The organism is Mycobacterium pinniadriaticum, assembly GCF_026242045.1.
GTDB lineage: Bacteria > Actinomycetota > Actinomycetes > Mycobacteriales > Mycobacteriaceae > Mycobacterium > Mycobacterium pinniadriaticum.
The window spans coordinates 20,893-44,206 of record NZ_JAPJDO010000025.1 but is presented as its reverse complement, the minus strand read 5'-3'; the positions used below and the strand labels follow the sequence as shown (position 1 = coordinate 44,206).

The 23,314-nt window shown below is 66.9% G+C and carries 22 protein-coding genes; 9 read left to right on the top strand and 13 right to left on the bottom strand.

The features are described from left to right. The first annotated feature begins 55 nt into the window (after positions 1-55). On the top strand, positions 56-946 hold the full coding sequence (locus ORI27_RS22955; protein ID WP_265999364.1) for an RDD family protein: 891 nt from the start codon (positions 56-58) through the stop codon (positions 944-946). A gap of 100 nt (positions 947-1,046) precedes the next feature. On the opposite strand, the gene ORI27_RS22950 is transcribed toward ORI27_RS22955, so the two are convergent. The 4 genes from ORI27_RS22950 to ORI27_RS22935 form a co-directional block, all read right to left on the bottom strand. Next, a complete protein-coding gene (locus ORI27_RS22950; protein ID WP_407666405.1) occupies positions 1,047-2,117 on the bottom strand; it encodes a cation:proton antiporter in 1,071 nt (356 codons plus the stop codon). A 174-nt stretch (positions 2,118-2,291) separates the two neighbouring features. Next, positions 2,292-2,801 carry a nuclear transport factor 2 family protein gene (locus ORI27_RS22945; RefSeq protein ID WP_407666402.1) on the bottom strand — a complete coding sequence of 170 codons (510 nt, stop codon included), beginning with the start codon at positions 2,799-2,801 and terminating at the stop codon, positions 2,292-2,294. Continuing rightward, positions 2,794-3,546, bottom strand: a complete 753-nt coding sequence (locus ORI27_RS22940) for an SDR family oxidoreductase (RefSeq protein ID WP_265999367.1) — start codon at positions 3,544-3,546, stop codon at positions 2,794-2,796. Before ORI27_RS22940 ends, ORI27_RS22945 begins: the two co-directional genes overlap by 8 nt. Positions 3,547-3,595: 49 nt before the next feature. Beyond that, entirely contained in the window at positions 3,596-4,942 is a 1,347-nt protein-coding gene (locus ORI27_RS22935) for a carotenoid oxygenase family protein (RefSeq protein WP_265999368.1), read from the bottom strand. 104 nt (positions 4,943-5,046) lie between these two features. On the opposite strand from ORI27_RS22935, the gene ORI27_RS22930 reads away from it, so the two are divergent. Further along, entirely contained in the window at positions 5,047-5,571 is a 525-nt protein-coding gene (locus tag ORI27_RS22930; RefSeq protein WP_265999369.1) for a PadR family transcriptional regulator, read from the top strand. A gap of 83 nt (positions 5,572-5,654) precedes the next feature. After that, positions 5,655-6,371, top strand: coding sequence for a PadR family transcriptional regulator (locus ORI27_RS22925; RefSeq protein WP_265999370.1), 717 nt, complete (start codon positions 5,655-5,657; stop codon positions 6,369-6,371). 73 nt (positions 6,372-6,444) lie between these two features. On the opposite strand, the gene glpK is transcribed toward ORI27_RS22925, so the two are convergent. Further along, positions 6,445-7,923 carry a glycerol kinase GlpK gene (gene glpK / locus ORI27_RS22920; protein WP_265999412.1) on the bottom strand — a complete coding sequence of 493 codons (1,479 nt, stop codon included), beginning with the start codon at positions 7,921-7,923 and terminating at the stop codon, positions 6,445-6,447. A gap of 102 nt (positions 7,924-8,025) precedes the next feature. On the opposite strand from glpK, the gene ORI27_RS22915 reads away from it, so the two are divergent. Continuing rightward, on the top strand, positions 8,026-8,784 hold the full coding sequence (locus ORI27_RS22915) for a class I SAM-dependent methyltransferase (protein ID WP_265999413.1): 759 nt from the start codon (positions 8,026-8,028) through the stop codon (positions 8,782-8,784). A 3-nt stretch (positions 8,785-8,787) separates the two neighbouring features. Here the strand turns inward: ORI27_RS22915 and ORI27_RS22910 are convergent, their stop codons facing one another. Continuing rightward, positions 8,788-10,026 (bottom strand): BMP family lipoprotein, encoded by a 1,239-nt coding sequence (locus ORI27_RS22910; protein ID WP_265999371.1) that lies wholly within the window; start codon positions 10,024-10,026, stop codon positions 8,788-8,790. 4 nt (positions 10,027-10,030) lie between these two features. Beyond that, positions 10,031-12,946: a YncE family protein gene (locus ORI27_RS22905; protein WP_265999372.1), complete on the bottom strand. Its 2,916-nt coding sequence runs from the start codon at positions 12,944-12,946 to the stop codon at positions 10,031-10,033. Between ORI27_RS22905 and ORI27_RS22900 the strand changes: the two genes are divergently transcribed. The 4 genes from ORI27_RS22900 to ORI27_RS22885 all read left to right on the top strand — a co-directional run bounded on the left by ORI27_RS22900 (position 12,912) and on the right by ORI27_RS22885 (position 16,544). Further along, positions 12,912-13,418 (top strand): hypothetical protein, encoded by a 507-nt coding sequence (locus ORI27_RS22900; RefSeq protein WP_265999373.1) that lies wholly within the window; start codon positions 12,912-12,914, stop codon positions 13,416-13,418. The two genes, ORI27_RS22905 and ORI27_RS22900, sit on opposite strands and share 35 nt — an antisense overlap. 513 nt (positions 13,419-13,931) lie before the next feature. Then, positions 13,932-15,413, top strand: coding sequence for a glutamate--cysteine ligase (locus tag ORI27_RS22895; protein WP_265999374.1), 1,482 nt, complete (start codon positions 13,932-13,934; stop codon positions 15,411-15,413). Between the two features lie 10 nt (positions 15,414-15,423). Next, positions 15,424-16,101 (top strand): class I SAM-dependent methyltransferase, encoded by a 678-nt coding sequence (locus ORI27_RS22890; RefSeq protein WP_265999375.1) that lies wholly within the window; start codon positions 15,424-15,426, stop codon positions 16,099-16,101. 242 nt (positions 16,102-16,343) lie between these two features. Further along, positions 16,344-16,544: a hypothetical protein gene (locus tag ORI27_RS22885; protein WP_265999376.1), complete on the top strand. Its 201-nt coding sequence runs from the start codon at positions 16,344-16,346 to the stop codon at positions 16,542-16,544. Between the two features lie 3 nt (positions 16,545-16,547). On the opposite strand, the gene ORI27_RS22880 is transcribed toward ORI27_RS22885, so the two are convergent. After that, positions 16,548-17,345 carry an alpha/beta fold hydrolase gene (locus ORI27_RS22880; protein ID WP_265999377.1) on the bottom strand — a complete coding sequence of 266 codons (798 nt, stop codon included), beginning with the start codon at positions 17,343-17,345 and terminating at the stop codon, positions 16,548-16,550. A 55-nt stretch (positions 17,346-17,400) separates the two neighbouring features. On the opposite strand from ORI27_RS22880, the gene ORI27_RS22875 reads away from it, so the two are divergent. Further along, positions 17,401-17,961, top strand: a complete 561-nt coding sequence (locus ORI27_RS22875; protein ID WP_265999378.1) for a TetR/AcrR family transcriptional regulator — start codon at positions 17,401-17,403, stop codon at positions 17,959-17,961. Between the two features lie 6 nt (positions 17,962-17,967). On the opposite strand, the gene egtE is transcribed toward ORI27_RS22875, so the two are convergent. From egtE to egtA, 5 genes are read right to left on the bottom strand one after another with little or no spacing between them, the layout of a single operon-like run. Next, positions 17,968-19,083, bottom strand: coding sequence for an ergothioneine biosynthesis PLP-dependent enzyme EgtE (gene egtE / locus ORI27_RS22870; RefSeq protein ID WP_265999379.1), 1,116 nt, complete (start codon positions 19,081-19,083; stop codon positions 17,968-17,970). After that, entirely contained in the window at positions 19,080-20,045 is a 966-nt protein-coding gene (egtD, locus tag ORI27_RS22865) for an L-histidine N(alpha)-methyltransferase (RefSeq protein WP_265999380.1), read from the bottom strand. Before egtD ends, egtE begins: the two co-directional genes overlap by 4 nt. Next, positions 20,042-20,740, bottom strand: a complete 699-nt coding sequence (gene egtC, locus ORI27_RS22860) for an ergothioneine biosynthesis protein EgtC (protein ID WP_265999381.1) — start codon at positions 20,738-20,740, stop codon at positions 20,042-20,044. The genes egtD and egtC overlap by 4 nt, the downstream gene beginning before the upstream one ends. After that, on the bottom strand, positions 20,740-22,026 hold the full coding sequence (egtB, locus tag ORI27_RS22855; protein ID WP_265999382.1) for an ergothioneine biosynthesis protein EgtB: 1,287 nt from the start codon (positions 22,024-22,026) through the stop codon (positions 20,740-20,742). The genes egtC and egtB overlap by 1 nt, the downstream gene beginning before the upstream one ends. Beyond that, positions 22,023-23,312: an ergothioneine biosynthesis glutamate--cysteine ligase EgtA gene (egtA, locus tag ORI27_RS22850; protein ID WP_265999383.1), complete on the bottom strand. Its 1,290-nt coding sequence runs from the start codon at positions 23,310-23,312 to the stop codon at positions 22,023-22,025. Before egtA ends, egtB begins: the two co-directional genes overlap by 4 nt. Positions 23,313-23,314: the final 2 nt, after the last annotated feature.

The window sequence follows — 23,314 nt, the reverse complement described above, 5'->3', positions numbered from 1 at the left end:
CCGGAACGGCCGGAGGCGGGAGGCCGGCACGCCGACACTAGTACCGTTGATCGTCATGGTGCCCGAGACCGTGGTGACCGGGGACGCGGTTGTCCTCGACGTCCAGATCGCCCAGCTGCCGGTGCGGGCCGTCGGCGCGCTGATCGACATCGCCGTCATCATGATCGGCTACATCGTCGGCATCCTGCTGTGGGCGGCGGTCCTCACCCAGCTCGACGATGCACTGTCGGCTGCGATCCTGATCATCTTCACCGTGCTGGCGCTCGTGGGTTATCCCGTCGTCTTCGAAACCGCCACCCGGGGAAGGACACTGGGCAAGATCGTGATGGGCCTTCGGGTGGTCTCCGATGACGGCGGCCCGGAACGGTTCCGGCAGGCCTTGTTTCGCGCCCTGGCCGGGTTCGTGGAGATCTGGATGTTCACCGGTGGCCCCGCGGTGATCTGCAGCCTGATCTCGCCGCGCGGCAAACGCATCGGCGACGTATTCGCCGGCACCGTCGTGATCAGCGAACGAGGCCCCAAGCTGCCGCCGCCACCGGTGATGCCGCCCGCCCTCGCCTGGTGGGCGTCCTCGCTCGAATTGTCCGCGCTGAGCCCCGACCAGGCTGAGCTGGCACGCCAATTCCTGGCACGGGCGCCACAATTGGAGCCATCGGTGCGCGACGAGATGGCCTACCGGATTGCCATCGATGTCGTCGGCCGCATCTCACCACCGCCGCCGCCCGGCGTCCCGCCGCAGTACGTTCTCGCGGCGGTGCTCGCCGAACGGCACCGTCGTGAACTGGCTCGGCTGCGACCGTCCGGACCGCTCCCACCACCGACCCATCCGGCTCCGCCGCCGTCATATCCCAGCGCTCCGCCACCGCCCTACCCCGCCGTCCCACCGCAGGGGCCGGTTGCGCCTGCGCCTGAGCCCCGCACGGACGGGTTCGTGCCGCCGAGCTAGACATCCCACATCGACTCAGAACCGAGAGTGACGGAATCGTCTTAGGCATCGCTCTCACGTCTGACTCGATGTGCCAAGCCGCAATGCCGCCGGAATGCCGTCACGCAGCCGGCGGCGTCGGCTGCTCCCGGTTCCGGCGCGCCGCGGCAACGCTGGCCACCGAGGTGACGCCGATGGTCAGCAGCGCTCCGAGCATCAGCGCCGATGGTTCGCCCGGCGACAGCAGATCCTTCTGGGTGCCCAGGGTGGCCGCGGCAACCGGCACCCCGAGTTGGGCCGCGACACAGTGCGCCAGTACCGCACCCACTCCAAGGCCGACCCCGAGCAGGATGTAGGCGGGATCGTCCCCGAGTTCGCGCACCCGCAGCGAGGCGCCCAGCCAGACGAAGAACAGCGGACTGAACAATCCCTCGGTGATGCCGAACAGCTGGCGCGCCAATCGACGCGGTTCGCCTGCGGCCTTGACCGCCAGGCCCAGCGCGAAACCGGCCAGCATGATCGACACGTGCGTGGTGACCGCAAGGGCGGCGAGCGCGAACAGCACGATCAGGCTGATCCGCAATTCCAGGGCGAACTCGTTGTCCTCGGAGAAATGGTGCAGCCGCTTGCGCAGCCCCCAGCGGTCGAAACCCCACAGCGCACCGAACAGGAGTGCGGCACACAGTGCGATCAGCACCGCCCCGATCGCCGCGGTCACCGCACGGTCCGGGTCGATCACCAAGGGCAGCAGGATGATCGACGTCGCGTCGGCGATCGCGATCTGGGCGGTGACGCTCTTCACCGAGGGCCCGTCGATGCCGAGTGACTGGATGACCGGCAACACCAACGCCGCCGAAGACGAGAACATCAACACCGCATACACGGCGGCGTGGCCGGTGTGGAACACCGTGGCCAACCCGATCGCGAAACCCGTCGCCACGGCGCCGACGAGCACGGCCCGCAATGCCGCCCCCGGAATCGACGAACGCAGAGTGACATCACGGATCGGGACGTGGGTGCCCACCACGAACATCACCAGGGCGAATCCGATGTCGGCCAGCAGGCTGAAAGTCGGATCGGCGGCGTCAACGATCCCGAATCCGGTTCTGCCGATGAGCAATCCGACCGCGAGCTCGCCGATGACCACCGGGATGCGTAATCGCGGTACCGATGCCAGCAGCGGCCCGACCATGCCGACGACCGCGATCAGGGCCAGGGTGGAGAACCCGAAGCTCACGTTGTCCGCCCCCAGGGCAGGGGGCGGCGCGAAACCGACGGGTTCCCGACGGTCAGATAGTGGTCGTCGTGGGCTTCAGGGGCGTCGAGCCAGTTGACCGCCATGGTGTGCTGAGGGTACTCGCACTGTCTACAGGCCAAAGCGTTTCACAAGGACGGACAGCGGGTCGTCACCGTCACGAGTGCCGCGTGGGCCGGGCCGCTCGGGCGCGACGAACACGTCCGGGCGGGTCCATTCGCGCACCGCCCAGCGCTCGGCGATGGCCCACCGACCGTCGCGGCGCTCCATGAGGTCGACGTATCGGGCGCCGGTGGTGAAGTTGGCGCGCCGGTCCTGATCGGGCCGGCCCCAATGCGTTGCCATCAGGTAGGTCTCGCTGATCGCGATATCGTCGCCGACGAAATCGACATGCTGGTTGCCGATGAAATGCATTGTTCCCGCAATGGATTCGAGGTTCTTGTGTAACCACGACACGAACTCGTCAACCGTCCCGTCGAAACCGGTGTGATGGTCGATGCCGTCGGCGTGATACGCCCGTCGCACCAGCTCGAGATCGAGCCGGTCGACGCCGCGACAGTACATCGCCACCACGTCACGAATCGCGTGAATGTCTGCCAGTCGCTCGGGGAGCTCAGACACCGTAGCCTCCGTCGACATCGAGCTTCTGGCCGGTGATGAATCCGGCCCTCGGCGAGGCCAGGAAGCACACCGCTTCGGCGATATCGGTGGCGCAGCCGAAACGTCCCAGCGGTGTGTTCCGCCGAGCGGCCTCGAGTGCCTTCTCGTCGAGGTCGCCGTTCGCGATCAGCCGCTGCGCGTTGCCGTCGACCAGCATGCCGGGGCCCACGCAGTTGGCCCGCACCCCGAACCTGCCCTCCTCGGCCGCGATGCCCCGGATCAGCGCCTCGATGGCAGCCTTCGGAGCGACCGACAAACCGTCGCGAACGGCAAAGCGCCGTGTCGCCGCGGTGGTCACCGCCACCAGGCTGCCGTGTGAGCCGCGTAGGTGCGGTAGGGCTGCGGCCACGACATGGAAGAAGCCGCCGGTGTCGGTACCGAGCTGATGATCGAAGCGATCCGGTTCGAGGGTACTGAGGTGCCGCATCGGCACGTGCGCACCGGCCGCGTGCACGACCGTGTGTACCCCGCCCGCTTGCTCGGCGAATACGTCGACAACCCTCCGTACCTCGGCGGCGTCGGTGATGTCCAGCCGCTCGGCGCCGACGTCATCGGTAACCAGTTCGGCCGCCTTGTCGTGGTTGCCGTGGTAGGTGAAGCCCACCTGGGAACCCCGCGCGGCCAACATCGCGACGATCTCGGTTCCGATCCCGCCGGTGCCGCCGATGACGATCGCCGTGCCAGGCAGCGCGCTGAAGTCACCCATGAGGTCACATCGTCGCAACCGCCCGCGGGCGCTGGTGGCAGCAGTACCGCTAGGCAGGAATCCAGTTGCCGTGGAAGCCGTACGGAACCCGGCGGGGCAGCCGGATCCGGGCGACCGGGTCCCCGGCGAAATCGGACGCGTCGAGGATCACCAGATCGCTGCCGTCGCGCGCGGCGTCGTAGACGTAGCCGAGGTACCAGCCGTTGCTCTCGTCGGCCGGTCCCGATGCCGAGGGCACGAAGACCGCCTCCCCCGGTCCGCCCGGCGCCAACCCGGTGCCGAAGTGGTGTTCGACGGCGCTGCCGGTGGTCAGGTCGTGGCGCACCAGGCTGGCATCGCCGACCGAGACCGAATAGCGGGCCGGCAGGCCGGCCAGCCGGTCGTCGATGCGCGGGAACTCCACCGCCCGGTCGTCGAGCTGGCGCTCGCTGACCGCGCCGGACTGCAGGTCGATCGTCCAGCTCCACAGCACCGCACTTGCGTCGAAACCGCCGTTGTCGCGCCACAGCTCTGGATAGCGAATAGCCTGCAGGACAATCGATTTCCCGTCGGTGCTGTCGTGGGCGTTGGCGACGTGGAAGACGTAGCAGGGGTCGATCTCGAACCAGCGGATCTCGCCGAACGGGTCGTCACGGCGCAACACCCCCAGCCGGGCGCCGTAGTCGTCGTCCCACCGGTAGGGCATATCCCCCTCGCCCTTGAGCGCGATGTCGATGTTGAACACGATCGGCAGGTCCATGAAGATGACGTGTTTCGCGGTCAGGGCGAAGTCGTGCATCATCGTCAGCGCCTTGACGTCAACCGGCCGGTTGATCGTCAGCTCGCCGTTGGCGTCGGCGCGGTGGTAGGTGACATGCGGGGCGAAGATGCTGCCGTAGCCGAAGAAATGCAGTTCGCCTGTGGTGGGACAGATCTTGGGGTGCGCGGTCATCGAGTCGGTCAGCTTGCCGCCGAAGTCGTAGCAGCCCACGGTTTCCAGATCGTTGGTGATCTCGTAGGGGAAGGACGATTCGACCAGCGCGAGCGTCTTACCCGCATGGTTGACGACATGGGTGTTGGCGACCGCCGCGCGCAAGTCGCGGGTTCCGTCCTCGCGGTAGAGCGGGAACGGATCGGTGAAGCTGTCGGTGCGCACCCAGCGGTTGCGGTACCACTTGGCCGCCCCGCCCTCGATACGGACGCCGTGGATCATTCCGTCGCCGGTGAACCAGTGGCCGGTGGCCTCACGCGGGTTCGGTCCGTTGCGCAGATACCAGCCGTCCAGTTCGGGCGGGATGGCACCCTCGACGGGCAAGTCGTTTTCGGAGAGCTCGTCGGGCACCGGCGCGTAGTTGCCGCGCTGGAAGAACTGCCCCTCGGTGGGCAGGTTGGCCGATTCGGTGGTGATGTCCGTCATACCGACCACTGTGACAATCCACTGATGACATGTCAATAGTGAAATATTGCCGGTTCCAGCGCGGGACATTCCACAACTGACATGTCGAGTTCTAGGATGGCCGGGTGAGTCTTCGGTATGCGGCGCTGGGGCTACTGGCACAGCAGCCCGGCAGCGGGTACGACCTGCTCAAACGTTTCGAACTGTCGATGGCCAACGTCTGGCCGGCGACCCAGAGCCAGCTCTACGGTGAACTCAACAAGCTCGCCGACAGCGGGCTCATCGAGGTCAGCGACATCGGCCCGCGGGGGCGCAAGGAATACCGGGTCACCGAGGCGGGCCGCCGGGACCTGTTGCGCTGGATGACCAATCCGGCAGACGACCCGCCGTACCGCAGCGCCGAGCTGCTGCGGGTCTTCCTGCTCGGTGAGATGACAGCCGAGCAGGCCAGGGCCTATGTGGCGTCGGTCGCCGAGCGCGCCGAAGCCGATCTCGTTCGCTACGAGCAGTTGCGCGACGCCGTCGACTGGGACGACAGCGCCGCTAATTTCTACGGACGCGCCGCCCTGGAATTCGGGTTACGCGCCGAGGCGATGGAGGCCGACTGGGCCCGCTGGCTGATCGAGGAGATCGACAAAAAGTTCAACTGACCGTTGCATCGCGATAGTTTCCGATATATCGTCAACGTATCGGAAGCGCATTCGGCGTTTCCTGACCAGAAACGAGAACTTTCATGAACACCCCATTTCCCCAGTTCGGCGGCCCAGACATGGGTCGCCCGGGCTTCGGCCCCGGTTTCGGCTTCGCCCCTGCGGGCCGGTCCCGCCGCCACGACCGCCGTGAGTTCCGCAACCAACTGCGTGAGCAGTTCCGCGAGCACGCCGGCCACGACGGTCCTCCCTTCGGCCCGCGCGGCGGGTTCGGACCCGGGTTTGGTCCCGGGTTTGGTCCCGGCTTCGGCTTCGGTCCCGGTGGTGGACGCGGCGGTCGCCGCGGACACGGCCGTGGCCGCGGTAAGCGCGGCGACGTGCGCGCCGCCATCCTCAAGCTGCTGGCCGAGCGGCCGATGCACGGCTACGAGATGATCCAGGAGATCGCCGAGCGCAGCCAGGATCTGTGGAAGCCGAGCCCCGGCTCGGTCTACCCGACCCTGCAGCTGCTGGTCGACGAAGGTCTGCTGGTGGCAAGCGAAACCGAAGGCAGCAAGAAGCTTTTCGAACTGACCGATGACGGTCGCGCCGCCGCCGAGAAGATCGAGACCGCGCCGTGGGACGAGATCACCGAAGGCGCCGACCCCGGCCAGGTCAACATCCGCGCCGCCGTCGGCCAGTTGTTCGGCGCCGTACGGCAGGCGGCCTTCGCCGCCAACGCCGAGCAGCAGCAGCGCATCATCGACATCGTCAACAATGCGCGCCGCGAGATCTATCAGATCCTCGGCGAATCCGAGTAGAACGATCTGCGCGAGCAGTCACAAAAACCCCGCACGCCTCGGCGTGTCGGGGTCTTTTGTGACTGCTCGCGGGCTAGACCTCGACCCAGTCCAGCGTGCGCTGGACCGCCTTGCGCCAGCCGGCGTAGCCGGACTCGCGCTGCTCGTCAGTCCACGCCGGTGACCACCGGCGGTCCTCCTGCCAATTCGCCCGCAGGTCATCGGGATCGGACCAGAATCCGACAGCCAGCCCGGCCGCGTAGGCCGCGCCCAACGCCGTCGTCTCGGCGACCACTGGGCGCACCACGTCCACGCCCAGTACATCGGCCTGGATCTGCATGCACAATTCGTTCTGGGTGACGCCCCCGTCGACCTTCAGAACCTCAAGGTGCACACCGGAATCGGCTTCCATCGCGTCGACGACATCGCGGCTCTGGTAGCAGATCGCCTCCAACGTCGCCCTGGCCACGTGGGCATTGGAGTTGTAGCGGGACAGTCCGACGATCGCCCCGCGCGCATCCGAGCGCCAGTACGGGGCGAACAATCCCGAGAACGCCGGCACGAAATACACCCCGCCGTTGTCGGTGACCTGCGCGGCCAGCGTCTCACTCTGTGCGGCGCCGCTGATGATACCCAGTTGATCGCGCAACCACTGTACGGCCGATCCGGTCACTGCGATCGAACCCTCAAGGGCGTAAACGGGTTTGGCTTCTCCCCCATCTCTGGGCGCGAACTGATAGCAGACCGTGGTCAACAGTCCGTTGTCACTCCGCACGATCTTCTCACCGGTGTTGAGCAGCAAGAAGTTTCCGGTGCCGTAGGTGTTCTTGGCCTCCCCCGGCGCCAGGCAGACCTGCCCCACCATCGCCGCCTGCTGGTCGCCGAGGCTGGCGGTCAGCGGCACCTCACCGTCGGCGGGACCGTCCGGGTGGGTCATCCCGTAGGGGTCCGGCGACGAGGACGGCCGGATTCGCGGCAACATCGCGCGGGGAATTCCGAAGAGCGCCAACAGTTCGTCGTCCCAGTCCAGGGTCTCCAGGTTCATCAACATGGTGCGGCTGGCGTTGGTGACGTCGGTGATATGCACCCCGCCCTGAGTCCCGCCGGTCAGGTTCCACAGCACCCAGCTGTCGGCGGTGCCGAACAGGGCGTCCCCGCGTTCGGCGTCGGCACGTACGCCGTCGACGTTTTCCAGAATCCACTGCAGCTTGCCGCCGGAGAAGTAGGTCGCCGGCGGCAGACCGGCTTTGCGCCGGATGATGTCGCCCCGACCGTCGCGGTCCAGAGCCGCCGCGATGCGGTCGGTGCGGGTGTCCTGCCACACGATCGCGTTGTAGTACGGCCTGCCGGTTTTGCGATTCCACACCAGCGTGGTCTCCCGCTGGTTGGTGATACCCAGCGCTGCCAAATCGGCCGCGGCCAGCTTGGTCTTGTTCAGCGCCGACATCACGACCGTCTGGGTGCGCTCCCAGATCTCCACCGGGTTGTGCTCGACCCAGCCGGACTGCGGCAGGATCTGCTCGTGTTCGAGCTGGTGCCGGCCGACTTCGGCGCCCTTGTGGTCGAAGATCATGCAGCGGGTACTGGTGGTGCCCTGGTCTATCGATGCGACGAAGTCGGCCAACGGTGCTCCTCTGACGTGGGGTGCTGCCGGCCCGGCCGGCGTTCCTCCATGATGGCCTACATGGCAGAGCAGATCACCGACATCGCCGACATGCCCCGGGGCGGCCCGGATGCTTCCTGGCTGGACAGGCTGCTGGAGACCGACTGTCCCGAATACCTCGACCGCGACGACGTAGACGACGACGTCAAGCGCGGAATCGTGGCGGCCCTGGACCGGATCGGCACCTTGTTCGGAGAACACGACCGCAACGCCGAGCTGGTGCTGCGCGAGGTCGCCGACATCGCCGATCCCGCGATTCTCGAACTCGGTGCGGGCCATGGGGCGTTGTCGCGCAAGGTCCTTGAGCAACACCCCACCGCTCACCTCACGGTCTCCGACCTCGATCCCGAGTCGGTGGCGGCGATGGCGGCCTCAGACTTGGGTGACAACTCACGGGCGACGGTCGCGGTAATCGACGCGACCGCGATCGACGCCGCCGACGGGTCGTTCGATCTCGCGGTCTTCGCACTGTCGTTTCATCATCTGTCGCCGGCCCAGGCGGCGAGGGTCATGGCCGAAGGCACCCGGGTGGCCGACAAGCTACTCGTCATCGATCTCCCGCGACCGCCCTCGACGGTGCACCTGCTCAGGTTGGCCGTCATCGCGCCGTTCGCATTGTGGTGGCCCTTCGCCCACGACGGCCTGATCAGTTCGCTGCGCTCGTACAGCCCCTCGGCGCTGCGGGCGTTGGCCGACCACGCGGGTGTCGACGTCGCGATCGGCGCCGGCCTTCTCGACCCCCAGGTGGTGGTGGCGCGACGACGAAGCTGATCCCTACCCCTGTGCGCTTTTCCCCGTGATGCGGGCCAGGAGCTGCTCGGTATGCCAGAGTTGTTCGTCGGTAGGCGTTGCGCCGGGTGCCAGAAACGGGGTTCCGTCCCGGTAATCGAGCGGCCCGGTGAACAGCGCTAGGCCACCGGCCAATTCGTCGGTGAAAGCGTGTAGCTGAGCTGCGTGCAGTGGGCTGAGTGCGGGCCCGTTGCGGAAGCCCACCAGGCCGCCGTCGGGGCCGGTCAGGTGGTCCCAGTCCGGAGCGATCCAGTCGAACGACTGTCGTAGCTCGCCGGCGCGTGCCGCGGTGATCAGTCGAAGATACTCAGGACCCCAATTGAGGTAGTTCACGCCCAGGCACGCCACGGTGGCGTCAAGGCAGGCCCGCTCGGTGTCGTGGGCCACCGTCCACACGGGCGTGCCTGCGGCGCTGGCGGTTTCGGCGGCAACGATCGGCTCGGGGCTGTCGATGCCCGACACGATCACATCGTTTCCCTGCGCGATCATGTCGGCAGCGACGGTGGCGGCGTCGAGGGTGACGCCGGGGATACTGACCCAGAAACCTATCCAGGTGACCGACAGCGCCACCGCGTCGGCCGATTGATTCCGGTAGTTCTGCATGCAGTACCGGGCACCCAGGTAGGTCGAGTTGACCATCCTGCGTGTCTCGTCGTTGATCAGCGGGCCCAGGTAGGCGATCTTCCCGGTTGCGGTCCGCAATGCCGCCGCACAGCCGGCCAGCATCTTGGCGTACTCGGTGCGACCCATCAGGTTGACGACGTTGGGCGGGGACTTTCCGGCGAGCACATTGTCACCGGAGGTGTGTACGAAGTACACGTCGGGATGTGCCCTGGCGACCGTGTCGGTGGCGTCGGCAAACTCCGCGGAGTTGGTGATCACGAACTTCGCGCCCTGGTCGATCAGTTCCTCGGCCGCCTGTTCGAGGGTCGCCTCCGGCCGATCGGTCGGATTGAGCACGTCGACGTAGATGAATCGGGTTCCGGGTGAGTGCTCGACGGCGTATCTCGCTCCCTCGAAGTGGCTTTGATTCCAGGAGTCGTCGTCGACCGGGCCGGTCAGGACCATGCCGAAGGTGTAGTCGTCGCCGCTGCTGGCGGCCTTGGTCACGGCGATGCGGTCCGGTGCGGCGGAGGGGTCGACCGAGGCCGGCGGGCCGCTACACGCGGACACCACGGCGCACAGCGCCACCAACGCGCGCAGCCAACGGCGGTTCGTCCACATACGATCAACTGCTGCTGATCGTGATTTCGATGACGTCGATGGTGTCGTCGAGGGCGTTGCCGACGTAGACGAAGTAGACGCCGGCGCTGCCGTCAACGACGGCCAGGCTGGCGGGTCCGGAGCCGGCGTCGATGGTTCCGGCGACTTCGGCGGAGTCGATGCGGATGACGGTGATGGTGTCGTCGTGGAAGTTGGCGACGAACGCGTATTCGCCGTCACTGCTGATGACGACATCCGACGGCGCAGAACCCACAGCGACGGTGGAGGTTTCGCCGCTCGCGGCGTCGTAGATCGTCGCTGTGCTGTCACCGGCATTGGCCACCACGACCGTCTGACCGTCGGCGGTGGCCGCCACCGCCGACGGGTAACTGCCGACCTCGACAACGGGGTTCGCCACTCCGGACGGGACAGTGGAGGTCGGGCTCTCGTACGGGGTCAAGTATCCCTCGATGTCCACGACGTAGAGATAGGCCACGCCCGTGGTGCTGTCGTAACCGTAGGCGATGTCGATCGGAATGTAGGTGGCGTCGGCGGCGCGAGACAGCGCATTACCGTCGCTGAGGTCGATGAGGTCCACCGCGGTGGCGCCCTGGTCGACGACGTAGAGCCACTCTTCGCTTTCGTCGAGGGCTAGCCGGGTGGGGATGCCGTCGGTGGTGACGCTCGACTGGCTATCGGTGTGGATGTCGTACACCCACACCGCGTCGGCGGTGGGTTCGGTGACGTAGACAAAGGTGGCGTCGGAGTTGAGCAGGATTCCCAAGGCCGGTTCGTACAAGGCTATTTCAGTCAGGTCGTCCTCGCCCAGGGCGCTAGAGACACGAACGGCCTCTTCGCCCGAGTAGCTGGTGGCCCACAGCGTGAGGCCGTCCGCACTGAGCGCCAAACCGCGCACGTCGTCGAGGTCGGTACTGGCCTGGATGGCTCCTGCCGCGGTGTAGCCGGTGGTGCTGGCCAGGTCGACGTCCGACTGCGAAGTCGTCACGGCGATCAGTGACGCCGCTGAGGTCGTCTCGTCAGAATCAACCTCTTTGGCCACATAGCCGCAGCCGTCGTCGGCGCAGCTGACGTCCCATTCGGCGTCGCCCAGGGAGGTGCCGTCGGACTCGGCGGAGACGACCTTGTAGGTGGTGTCCTGGAGTTCCCACTCGGCATATTGGAGGGTGACGTCCCAATCTCCCTCGATCACATAGATCGGGTATGCCGCGTATAGCGAGCCCGTGGAGTCGGCCGGGACATCGGTGATCTGCAGATCGTAGGTCTTCGACCAGTCATCGGAGACGGTGTAGCCGAATGCCTCCAGTATCGCGGTGTCGATGGTGTCGAGCACCGTGTCCTGCTGCGTGGAGCTCAGGGCCACACTGTAGGTGGTGGAATTGGTGACGGTTTCCTTGGACACCGTTGAGTTAGCGGCCGTGCCGGAGGTGTTGTAGTAGGTGAAGACCGGATCGGAGCCGTAGTCGGTGTAAGACGGGGAGCTCGCTGTAACCGTGAACGTGCACGTCGCACCGGATGCGCTGCACACCGTGTTGAGGATGTCGGCCTGCTTGGCCGCATCATCGGAGTCATAGATCACCGACGCGCCGATGGCGTCCGACATCCAAGACTCGGTGTAGTCGTCGTAGTCACCCGACGAGGTTTCGATAACCGTCGTCGACTCCTCTACCACTCCGCATCCATGAAGGCCACTTGCGGACTGGCATCCGGACACGGAGTTGGCGCCACCCCCCGGATTTGCCTTGAAGACATAGACGCTGATGGTTTCGTTGTTGGTGTTGTCGTCGTTGGGCAGGCCGACGAAGACCGGGTAGACCTCGTAGCCCTCCTCGACTTTGATCGTCGCGGACTCACCGGGCTGGTACATCGCGCCTACGACCGGATAGTCCTCCACGTTGCCCGGATCGGCGGCCAGGTCAGTCTTGTCCCCGCCGACGGCGAAACCGGCGAACATGACCGTTTGGCTGGAGAAGTTGTCGTAGGTGTAGGTGTAGTAGTCACTGTTGCTGGAGCTGGTGCTCAGGTCGCTGCCCGTCAGCGCTGCGGTGTCAATAAGGCTGGCGCTCGCCGGCGGTTCGGCGACTGCTGTGACGGAAATGGGTTCGTCGACTGCGAGCAACCCGTTCTCATCGGAGAGGGCGACGTCAACCCGAACAGTGTGGATGGTGACGACGCCGTTCACCTTTCCGGCATCGACAATGCTGATGTTGACGTGGTCGAACGTCTCCAGGCCGAACTCGGCAGCGTCAGTGGTTTGGGTGTACAGGTAGTTGCCCGCCTCATCGACAGTGAGCTCACCGTAGGCGCCCGGTCTGGCGACGTAGTACTTCAGGTCGGCGTCGGCGCTTTTGGCGTAGTTGAGGCTGCCGGTGGCAACGGTTTTGCCGTCGACGGTGCTGTGGGTGATGTCGTGGTCGTCGACCGATCCAACGGTCACCGTGGTGAAGGTCGACCGCCGGGTGAACAGATGCACGGCCTCGTCGAAGACCCTGACGGTGAATTGATCGGTTTGGCCTTCGGCGAGGTCACCGGTGTACTTGAACCGGCCGTCGTCGAGCAACTCGACGGTACCCAGCTCGGCGTCGTCGACGAGCTCGTAGCGCACGCGGTTGCCTTCGGTGTCGGCGCCGTTGAGGTCACCGATGAGCTCCCCGTCGACGGTCAGGCCGTTGGCGCTCTGGTCGTAGTTTGTGGTGGGGGCCTGGTTGAAGAAGGTGTGTTCGATCTCGCGGCGCACCCAGGCCAGCACCGCCAGGCCGAAGGGCTGGCCGGGATTGGCGTTGGGATCAAACCCGAACCAGCTCAACACCCGGGCGAGCACCGCGCGCAGTAAATTAGCCGGCAGTAGCCGACTCGTCGACGTCAGCGCGGGCATGGCAGGCGAAGCGGTGGTCGCGGCCGCGACCCGATCGACAGCGGTCACGGCGGGCACCGATGCCGACGATCCGCTCTTCGTGGTGGCGGCAGAAGGTGTGGACTTGCGCGCCGACCCCGCGACGGCCGGACCGGAACGACCGTTGACGGCGCTGGTCTTGGCGCCGGTCGCGGCGCTCGCCTCGGCTTTCCGCGGCCCCGAGCGCAGTCCGGCCGACACCGCCCCACCCGAGCTGCGAACCGTCGCCGCCGGCCCCGCAGCGTTGGCCACCCCCGAGGGCCCAACCTCCGAGCGCGGAACACCCGAGCTCGAAACCTGGCTGCGGCCAGCCGAATTCCTACCCAGCACCGAACCCTTACCCGACGACTTCGTCGCCGACGGCGAACCCTGCTCCGACGACCCCACCGACGAGGACGACGAGTCCGAGTCATCAGCGGCGGCGACCGCGCCGCTCGACAACCCCACCCCCACCCCCAGCGCCACCGCGATCGCGCCGACCCGCCCAACGTATTGCCCGTAGCGCGAGGGGCAGGCAGCCGGTGTCCATGGGAGGTGATCCACCCGCCGGATATCGGGGCGGCTCGCGTCAGTCGCAGTATTTCGGAAAATGCACGATGCGCTCATCATGCCTCCTTGGAGGTCTCTTCAATAGACCGACGCGCGTGTCGCTGTTTGCTGGAGAATTCCTATTTCAGTAGCATCGCATAGAAGGAAGGTCCGATCGGCAGTTTTGGAGAAATCCGTTAATCCTTATGACGTGCTCAGATGCCGATTTCTAGCAAATATTTCCACTGAATTGGAATAATTATTGGTTAGATTAATTATTTACTTTTTCGTTTGCCCGATAACGCGTGCTTTTTGCATACGAAATAACCTTGGCACCGCGGCGTCCACGTGCGAGCCCGTTCCAGACCTTGATAGAGCAACCGGCCCTGTACCTCACCGTTCGAATGCCGGGTACTACTGGCCCGATGGCGCCGGGATCTCGGTGATTCGCTTGCGCGGCATCCCCCGAACCGGTTGCATCAACGCCGTGGGCGAAGAGGTCAAGCACGCCAGCTACAGCCGGGCACACCGGCAGGAGTACCGGCGCAAGGTGCAGCTGTGTCTCGACGTGTTCGAAACGATGCTGGCGCAGTCCAGCTTCGACTTCGACCGCCCGCTGACCGGGATGGAGATCGAGTGCAATCTGGTCGACGATGACTACCATCCGGCGATGGTCAATCAAGAGGTACTGGCCGCGATCGCCGACCCGGCCTATCAGACCGAATTGGGCGCCTACAACATCGAATTCAATGTTCCGCCGCGCCCGCTGCCCGGCCGCACCGCGCTCGAGCTGGAGGCGGAGATCCGCGCCAGCCTGAATGCCGCCGAGACCAAGGCCAACACCGACGATGCCCACATCGTCATGATCGGCATCCTGCCGACCCTGATGCCGCAGCACCTCACCGGCAGCTGGATGAGCCCGTCGCTGCGCTACCAGGCCCTCAACGACTCGATCTTCACCGCCCGCGGCGAGGACATCCTCATCGACATCACCGGGCCCGAGCGGCTGAGCCTGCACTCGGAGTCCATCGCTCCCGAATCCGCTTGCACCAGTATGCAATTGCATCTGCAGGTGTCGCCCACTGACTTCGCCGCGAACTGGAACGCGGCCCAGGTGCTGGCCGGCCCTCAGCTGGCTCTCGGCGCCAACTCGCCCTTCTTCTTCGGACATCACTTGTGGTCGGAAACGCGCATCGAGCTCTTCGCGCAGGCCACCGACACCCGGGCCGACGAGCTGAAGGCCCAGGGGGTGCGCCCGCGAGTGTGGTTCGGGGAGCGCTGGATCACCTCGATCTTCGACCTGTTCGAAGAGAACGTCCGCTACTTCCCCTCGCTGCTGCCCGAACTATCCGACGAGGACCCGATCGCCGAGCTGGCCGCCGGGCGGACCCCGCACCTCCCCGAGCTCAGGCTGCACAACGGCACGGTGTACCGGTGGAATCGGCCGGTCTACGACGTCGTCAACGGCCGCCCGCATCTGCGGGTGGAGAATCGGGTGTTACCCGCGGGACCGACTGTCGTGGACATGATGGCCAACTCCGCGTTCTATTACGGTGCACTGCGTGTGCTGTCCGACGAGGACCGTCCACTGTGGACCAAGATGAGTTTCACTGCCGCACACGATAATTTTGTCGAAGCGGCGCGGCACGGTATGGATGCCCGGCTGTACTGGCCCGGCCTGGGTGAGATCACCCCCGACGAGCTGGTCCTGCGCATCCTGCTCCCGATGGCCGATGAGGGCTTGCGCCGCTGGGGGGTGGCCGGGGAGGTGCGCGAACGCTATCTCGGCGTGATCGAAGGCCGGGCCAAGACCGGGCGCAACGGATCGGCGTGGCAGGTCGCGACAGTGGAGGCGCTGCAACGGCAGGGCATGACGCGCCCGAGAGCACTGGCCGAGATGCTGCGTCGCTACTGCGTTCTGATGCACACCAACGATCCGGTTCACACTTGGGACGCTGTCGCCGAGTAGGTTGTGGGCCATGGATTCTGAGTTGATGGATTGGGACAGCATCTACCGGGAGGAAGGCGCCTTCCCCGGCCCGCCGCCGTGGAACATCGGCGAGCCGCAACCCGAGCTCGCCGTGCTGATCCGGGATGGGAAGATCAACGGCGATGTGCTTGACGCAGGTTGCGGGCACGCCGAGTTGGCGTTGATGCTCGCAGCGATGGGACACACCGTCGTGGGGATCGACCTGGCGCCCACCGCCATCGCCGCAGCGACCAGGGCCGCGCAGGAACGCGGTCTGAGCAACGCAAGCTTCGCGTGCGCCGACATCACCTCGTTCACCGGCTACGACGGCCAGTTCAACACGATCGTCGACAGCACGCTGTTCCATTCCCTGCCGGTCGAAGCTCGCGAGGCCTATCTGCGTGCCATCCACCGAGCTGCCGCACCGGGCGCCCAGCTCTACATCCTGGTGTTCGCGAAAGGCGCCTTCCCGCCCGAGCTGGAGACCAAGCCCAACGAGGTCGACGAGGACGAACTGCGGAAGGCGGTCTCGAAGTACTTCGTGATCGACGACATCCGGCCGGCCACCATCCATGCCTACCAGCCGGAGCTCCCCGACATCCCCGCCGGGGCGGTGCCGCCCGACCTGGACGACAAGGGCCGGGCGAAGATGCCGGCCTTCCTGCTCAGCGCGCACAAGGCGAGCTGAATCTGTGGATTGCGCCAGGGAGCAGCGCAATCCGGACCCTTGCACTTCCGCGGCCGCCGCGTTTGTCCCATCGTCTGATCGCCGTCCGCGAAGTCTGGACACCCCCTCGATGATCCAAACCGGTTTCATCCCAATGTATTCCGGTTCCAACGCGGCCCATTGGGAACTGCACGGATGAGCTCCGGCCCAGGCGGTGGCCGGCTTGCACTGCGGGACGGCCAGGTTCGCATTACGATCGGTGAATGCGCGACCGAATCAGCGAGCGCCATATCGTGTGCGAAGTATGTACCGCGTCAATCGATCTGACCGTGCGTGCCGACGGCAGGGTCAGGTTCGAGATCCACGCGACCGAGGAGTTGCTGGTCGACTACGGCTGGCTGCCGACAACGCGGGGGGCGTACTGCCCCGATCACGCCCGTCGGGTGCGCGGCAACCAATCCTGAGCGCTACGCGGCCGCCGCGATCGCCTCGTCCAGGAATGGTCTGACCACTGCAAGGAACTTCTGCGGCTGCGACGAGAACGGCAGATGCCCGGTGTCCTGCACTTCCAGGCGCGAGCCGGCAATGGCGCGCGCAGTGCCGCGGCCGAACCGCACCGGGATCGCCGTGTCGCGCGCTCCCCACACGATCAGGGTCGGCGCGCTGATCCGCGGCGCGCGACCCCGCAGGTCCGCATCTGCGGCGGCGAAACTCCGCCACAACGCGGCGGCCAGCCGGACTCCCTGGTCGGTGTTCGCGCGTTCGGTAACGCGGCGTAGGACGGCTTGGTCGTTGTCGCTCTGCGCACCTAGGTAGCTGCGGACGAAACGCGGAAGCACCCTGCGCATAACCGCGGGCATCCCAAGGATCCGGCAGTACATGTTGGTCAGCGGGCCGCCGAGGAAGCCACCGGTGTCGACCAGAACCAGCGCGGCGACTCGGGTCGGGTCGGTGATGGCCAGCCGCGCCGCGCAATAGCCCCCCACCGAGCTTCCGATGAATACCGCCGGCGGCAGGTCGAGCGCGGCGACCAGGTCTTCGAGGATATCGGCATATAGCGCCGCGCTCGGGGTCGACGACGGTGCCGGCGATTCGCCGTGGTCCGGCCAGTCCACGGCGATGACCCGATAGTCACGGACGAGTTCGGGCTTGATTGCGTCAAAATCGTGCCGGTCGTGCAACACCGCGTGCAACAGGACGACGACGGGTCCGGCGCCTTCATCGCAGTAGGCCACCGGGCCCACCCTGGTCGACACAGTGGACATCGTTGCTCCTTTCATTGACCGACCGGTCGGTCAACTAGATGTTATCGTCGTAACCGTGGCACCACAACCCGCAATCGGCCGCAAGGCCGCCGCCGCGGCGACCCGCACCAAGCTGATCGAGTCCGGCCTGCGCCTGGCCGAGCGCACCGGGCTCACCGGACTGAGCGTGAACCAACTGGTCGAGGACGCGGGCGTCTCCAAGGGCAGTTTCTTTCACCATTTCGGCGACCGGGCGAGCTATCTACTGGCGCTGCACCGCGAATTTCACGACCACATCGCCGAGCTCATCGATCGGGCGATCGGTGAACTCCCGCCCGGCCGCGACCGGTTGATGGCGGGGGCGCGGGTCTACCTCGACACGTGTCTGCAGCAACGTGGCATCCGGGCGCTACTGCTGGAGGCCCGCGCAGAACCCGCTGTCGCAGCGGAGATCGGCCGGCGCAACGCCGAGTTCGCAGGTAAGTGCGAGGCGGACTTCGAAGTCTTGGGGCGCCGGCATCCGTTGGAAAGCGCCCAACTGTGGGTCGCCATGACCGCCGAAGCTGCGCTGATCGAGCTCGCCGAGGGGTCGGAGGCCCCATCCGTGCGCGCGGCACTCGATGAGTTCTTGGGCTGAGCCGCTTCAGGTTACGGCGCGCAGCGCGGTGACGAACCTCTCGAGATCATCGGTGTAGGCGTCGACGTGGGGTGAGACCCGCAGCACCGGTGTCGTCATCTCCAGTGGTGCCCGCTCGACACCGGCCGCCGTTGTCACGATGCCATGCTCGGAAATCAGCCGGGCACGAACCTGCACCGGATCAGCTCCGTCGGTCGGCGCCAGGGTGGTGATCGCGGTGGGCTCATCCTCGGGTTCCACCACCCGCCAGCCGGCGACGTCGGCGAGCATGGTGCGAGTCAGGGATCCCAGTGCGGCCAGCCGCTGCCGTACCAGCTCCGGACCGGCCGCCAGATGCTGACCAACCGCCACCGAGAAGCCCACCCGCGCAGCAATATTGGCCTCCCCGATTTCCAGGCACTGCAGCGCCGAGAGCGAGCCGGCCCACTCCGGGGACTGCAGCAGGTCGGCCAGGGCCGGCCGAACGGCCAGGACACCCACCCCGCGCGGGCCGGCCAGCCACTTTCGCGACGAGGAGTACACCGCATCGGCGTCGGCGACGCAGTCGATCTGTGCGAGCGCTTGAGCGGCGTCCACAACCAGCGGGACACCGACGTCCCGGCACACTTCGGCGATCGCCGAGACCGGCTGCACGACACCGCGATGGCTGCCGACCGCGGTCAGGTGCACCATCGCCGGCGGGTTGTCCGCCAACACGGTGCGCGCCGCGTCAGGGTCCACCCGGCCCAGATCGTCGACCGGCAGCGCCCGTCGCGCGAACCCGCGGGCGAAGAATGCCGCGAGGTTGGGCCCGTACTCGCCGGGCAGGCAGGCCACCGTGCGTTCCATTGGCCACGCACCGAGTAAAAGCTCGAGCGCGTTGCCGGAGCCGGTGGTGAAAACCACGTCTTCCGGTGACAGTCCGGTCAGCGCGGCTATCCCGGCGCGGCCCGCGTCCAACAGCGATGCGGCCGCCTCGGCGGCGACGTACCCGCCGACCTCGGACTCGTGGCGGGCGTGCGCCGCGGCGGCCTCGATCACCGCCAGGCTCTGCCGCGAACACGCGGCGCTGTCCAGGTGTACACCGGCGGCGGGCAGCCGGGCATCACGCCAGTTCTGCGCCAGCGTTTCCGGCGTGCTCACTTCACCGCCAGCGACAGGCCGAAGTCACCCGCCGGATCGGTCCACCAGTGGGTGCGGCGCAGCCCAGCCGCGGCGAGTTCCTCCGCAACGGCCTCCGGCCGGAACTTGCACGACACCTCGGTCAGCATCTCCTCCCCTGCGGCGAAGTCAACCTGCAGCCCCAATGATCCGATAGTCGCCTGCTGCGAAGTCGTTGCCCGCAGCCACATCTCGATGCGCTCCTCGGCGGTGTTCCAGCGTGCGACGTGTTCGAAGGCGGCGAGGTCGAAGTCCGCGTCCAGTTCGCGATTGACCACCGCCAGCACGTTGAGGTTGAACCGGGCGGTGACACCGGCGCCGTCGTCATAGGCACGGACCAACCGACCGGCGTCCTTCACCAGGTCGGTACCCAACAGCAGCTTGTCGCCCGGATCGAGCGTATCGGCCAAGGCGGCCAGGAACTGCGCGCGCGGGCCAGGCGTGAGATTGCCGATCGTCGAACCGAGGAAGACGAAGAGGCGCCGTCCGCCGCGCGGGATCTTGGCCAGATGCTCCTCGAAGTCGCCGCACACCGCGTCGATCTCGAGATCGGGATACTCACGTCCCAACGCTGCGCCCGCCGACTCCAACACCCCCGAGTCGACGTCGAACGGTACGAAGCGCCGTAGTGATCCGGTGTCTCGCAGCGCGGCCAACAGCTGTCTGGTCTTCTCCGAGGTACCGCTGCCGAGCTCGACGAGGGTGTCGGCGTCACTTGCCGCGGCGATCGCCGGTGACTGGGCACGCAGGATCTGCGCCTCGGCCCGGGTCGGGTAATACTCGGGGAGCCTGGTGATCTGGTCGAAGAGATCGCTACCAACGGCGTCGTAAAACCACTTGGGCGGCAATGATTTCGGGGTTTGCGTCAGCCCGCTGCGCACATCGTCGCGCAGCGCCTGGGTGGCCGAGTCGGCGGCCAGGTAGTTCGACAGCGTGAAAGTCACGAGGATCCTTTCAGGGGGGTCAGCGACACTCGCCCGGCGCTCACGTCGACCAGGTGGCGGTCGGGGACGTCCTGCCAATCGGGATGGTCATCATAGGGCTCGCTGGCCAGTACCACGCCCTCGTCGCGGCGCAGCACCGACAGTGTGTCGCCCCAGGTGGTGGCCAGCAGGCGAGATCCGTTGCCCGCCAGAATGTTCAGCCGTGCCCCCGGATCCGCCGACCCCACCTCGACAACGGTGTCGGCGAGGTGGTCCAACCCCCGCTCGAAGATCAACGCGGCCAAGATCGCGCTGTCGACCGTCGACTCGGCAGCCGGGCTGGCCGGCAGTACCCGGCGGTCGACGACACCGTTGTGCGACAGCAACCAGGCGCCGTCGCTGAACGGCGCCGTGGCACTCGCCTCGATCGGCATGCCCACTGTCGCCGAACGTACCGCTGCGACAACGCAACCGCTCCGCAGTGCCGGCGCCACCGACGCGAAGGACACATCCCCCCACAGCGGTGCCGCGCTGCGCCACCGTCGCAGGTCACCTCCGTCGACGTCGAAGAAACCCACGCCCCAACCGTCGGCGTTGAGCAACCCGTGCTTCTGCCGTCGCGGGGCATAGGACTGCACCCGAAGCCCGCTGGACGGATCGAGGACGAGCGACGAGATCGACACCGGCTCGCCCAACCACCCGAGATGTCGGCACATCAGGCGTCCCAGGCCAGCCGGACACCGGAGAAGATCTGCCGGCGGATCGGGTGATCCCAGTTGCGGAAGCTCGGGCGCAGCGTGTCGGCGGCCACCGCCCACGAACCGCCGCGCAACACCTTGTAGTCACCGTCGAAGAACGGCTCCGAGTACCGCTGATAGATCATCGGCGTGAACCCCGGCCACGGCCGCAGCGGGGAGGTGGTCCACTCCCACACGTCGCCGAGCATCTGCTCGGCACCGTAGGCCGACGCTCCGGCCGGATAGGCGCCGACCGGCGCGGGCCGCAACGCCTCACCACCGAGATTGGCGACACGGTGGCTCGGGGAGGTCGAACCCCACGGGTAGCGGCGACGGGCGCCGGCGCCGGGATCCCAGGCCGCGGCCTTCTCCCACTCGATCTCGGTGGGCAACCGCGCACCCGCCCACGTGGCATAGGCCTCGGCTTCGAAGAAGGTGACATGCTGCACCGGTTCGTCGGCGGGTATGTCCTCGACATGACCGAACCGGGTCCGGCTGCCGTCGCGATTCCAGAACTCCGGAGCGCTCAGGTCGGCCTGCACCCGGTGCTCCCACCCACGCGGCGACCACCACCGCTGCTGGGCGTAGCCACCATCGTCGACGAATTGCCGCCACTCGGCGTTGGTCACCGGCACCCGGCCGATCAGGAAGGCCGGCACGTCGACCACGTGGGCGGGGCGCTCGTTGTCCAGTGACAGCGGCTCGGTCTGTGCGTCGACACCGAGGACGAACGGACCGCCCGGCACCAGCACCGAAGTGCCGGCCACACCGGGCCTACCGCCGGGCAATGCACTGCGCGGGGACAGGATCGGGGCTCCGATGCGCAGGTTGAGCGCCTGCAGCATGGTTTCGTCGTGCTGGTTCTCATGACTGATCACCAGGCCGAACCGGAACGCGATCTCGGCTTCGTCATCGCGGTCGGGCAGGCTGTCCAGCATGTCGAGCGCCGCGGCCCGCACACTGCCGCAGTAGGCGCGCGACTGCGCGGGCGACAGCAGGGGCAGATCGACGCGGCTGGCCCTGCTGTGCACGAATGCGTCGTACAGGCCCTCGATGTCGGCAGGCAACATGCCCGGCCGGTTCGGGTCGCCGTCGCGCAGCAGCCACAGCTCCTCCTGCTGCCCGATGTGGGCGAGATCCCACACCAGCGGGCTCATAAGCGGGCTGTACTGGCGATGTAACTCGGCGTCGTCGAAGTCGGTGAGGGCCAGGGTGCGCTGACGGGCCCGGTCGAGATCGAGGGCCAGGGTGTCTCGCCCGATCACGATGCCGGCCTGGCCATCTGCAGCAGGGCGCGCTCGATGCCACTGCGAATAGCTTGGTCGGCGAAATCGTCGGCTGGGCAGCGGCCACTCTCCACGTTGTGCACCAACCGCTGCATCGACTCGGATAATTCCGCCGGGGCACGTTCGGCCGCGATGGCCACACAGCGGTTGGCTGCCTCGTAGAGCCGGTTGTCGACCAGGCCGGCGCGGGCGGCCAGATCCCATGCCGTGGCGACCGGTTCGACGGCTTCAGCGGCCAGCCCGGCGGCGACCGGATCGTCGAGCAGCGTCACCATCACGAACACCACCGCCGCCAACAGCTCGTCGGGCACGCTGTCGAGGTAGCGGATCTCCAGCCAGCGCCGCGGACGCACCGGCGGGAACAAGGTGGTGAGGTGGTAGTCGAGGTCCGTGGTGGTGGGCCGGCGACCCCCCAACAACACCAGACCGTCAACCCAGTCGGCGAACGGGACATGCTCGGTGACCGCCACCGCATCGGGCGTGTGCACCAACATCACCGGCGCCTTGAGCGCGTAGCGGGCCCAGTCGGTGCACGGGTCGTCACCACTGGCGCCGAGGATCGGTCCGCAGCGTGCCGAGTCCAACTGGCTCCACACCCGTTGGCGGCTGGAGACCCAGCCGGTGAACCGTCCGGCGAGCAGCGGCGAGTTGGCGGCGATCGCGATCATCGTCGGGCCGAGTGCGTGGGCCAGCCGCACCCGGTCGGCCCAGCCGTCGCGCGGACCGGCGTCGAGGTTGACCTGGACAGACGCCGTCGACGTCATCATCGCCGCGCCCGCACCACCGGTACGGGAGGCGGCGAAGAACCGCTCCATCGCCTGATAGCGGGCACCCGGGTTGACCCGGCGCGGACGGCGCAACGGGTCGGCGCCCAGCAGTGCCAGGCCGAGACCCGCCTCGGCGAACGCCGAACGCAGCGCTTCCCGGTCGGCCGTCAACGCGGCGATCGCGGCCACCGGTCCGTCGACCGGCGGGCCGGACAGCTCGACCGCACCGCCGGGTTCCACGGTGACGGCACTTCCACCGGGCAGCGCCCCGACGGTGGCGATCACGTCGTTGAGTTCCGACCACGCTGGGCGACGCCGCGGATCGTGCAGGTCGAAGCAATGCGCCTCGAGTTCCAGGCCGACCCGTCCGGTCGGGCCGTGTTCCAGAGACGCACCGGCGACGTGCAAAGCGGCCGAGGACGAACTGGTCAGAACACGCTCAGCGGCGCCGGGGCCGCTTCGCACTCGACCCGGCGCGGACGTGACGACGAACGTCATGA

Excerpts from the sequence above, each read along its gene's own strand:
- glpK (WP_265999412.1), bottom strand. The coding sequence starts at position 7,923 with ATGATCTTCGACCACAAGGGCGCCGAAGTCGGCCGGCACCAGCTCGAA.
- ORI27_RS22935 (WP_265999368.1), bottom strand. The coding sequence starts at position 4,942 with ATGACGGACATCACCACCGAATCGGCCAACCTGCCCACCGAGGGGCAG.
- ORI27_RS22910 (WP_265999371.1), bottom strand. The coding sequence starts at position 10,026 with ATGTGGACGAACCGCCGTTGGCTGCGCGCGTTGGTGGCGCTGTGCGCC.
- ORI27_RS22880 (WP_265999377.1), bottom strand. The coding sequence starts at position 17,345 with ATGTCCACTGTGTCGACCAGGGTGGGCCCGGTGGCCTACTGCGATGAA.
- ORI27_RS22950 (WP_407666405.1), bottom strand. The coding sequence starts at position 2,117 with ATGGTCGGGCCGCTGCTGGCATCGGTACCGCGATTACGCATCCCGGTG.
- egtA (WP_265999383.1), bottom strand. The coding sequence starts at position 23,312 with ATGACGTTCGTCGTCACGTCCGCGCCGGGTCGAGTGCGAAGCGGCCCC.
- egtC (WP_265999381.1), bottom strand. The coding sequence starts at position 20,740 with ATGTGCCGACATCTCGGGTGGTTGGGCGAGCCGGTGTCGATCTCGTCG.
- ORI27_RS22925 (WP_265999370.1), top strand. The coding sequence starts at position 5,655 with ATGAACACCCCATTTCCCCAGTTCGGCGGCCCAGACATGGGTCGCCCG.
- ORI27_RS22885 (WP_265999376.1), top strand. The coding sequence starts at position 16,344 with ATGCGCGACCGAATCAGCGAGCGCCATATCGTGTGCGAAGTATGTACC.
- ORI27_RS22890 (WP_265999375.1), top strand. The coding sequence starts at position 15,424 with ATGGATTCTGAGTTGATGGATTGGGACAGCATCTACCGGGAGGAAGGC.
- ORI27_RS22915 (WP_265999413.1), top strand. The coding sequence starts at position 8,026 with ATGGCCTACATGGCAGAGCAGATCACCGACATCGCCGACATGCCCCGG.
- ORI27_RS22955 (WP_265999364.1), top strand. The coding sequence starts at position 56 with ATGGTGCCCGAGACCGTGGTGACCGGGGACGCGGTTGTCCTCGACGTC.
- ORI27_RS22940 (WP_265999367.1), bottom strand. The coding sequence starts at position 3,546 with ATGGGTGACTTCAGCGCGCTGCCTGGCACGGCGATCGTCATCGGCGGC.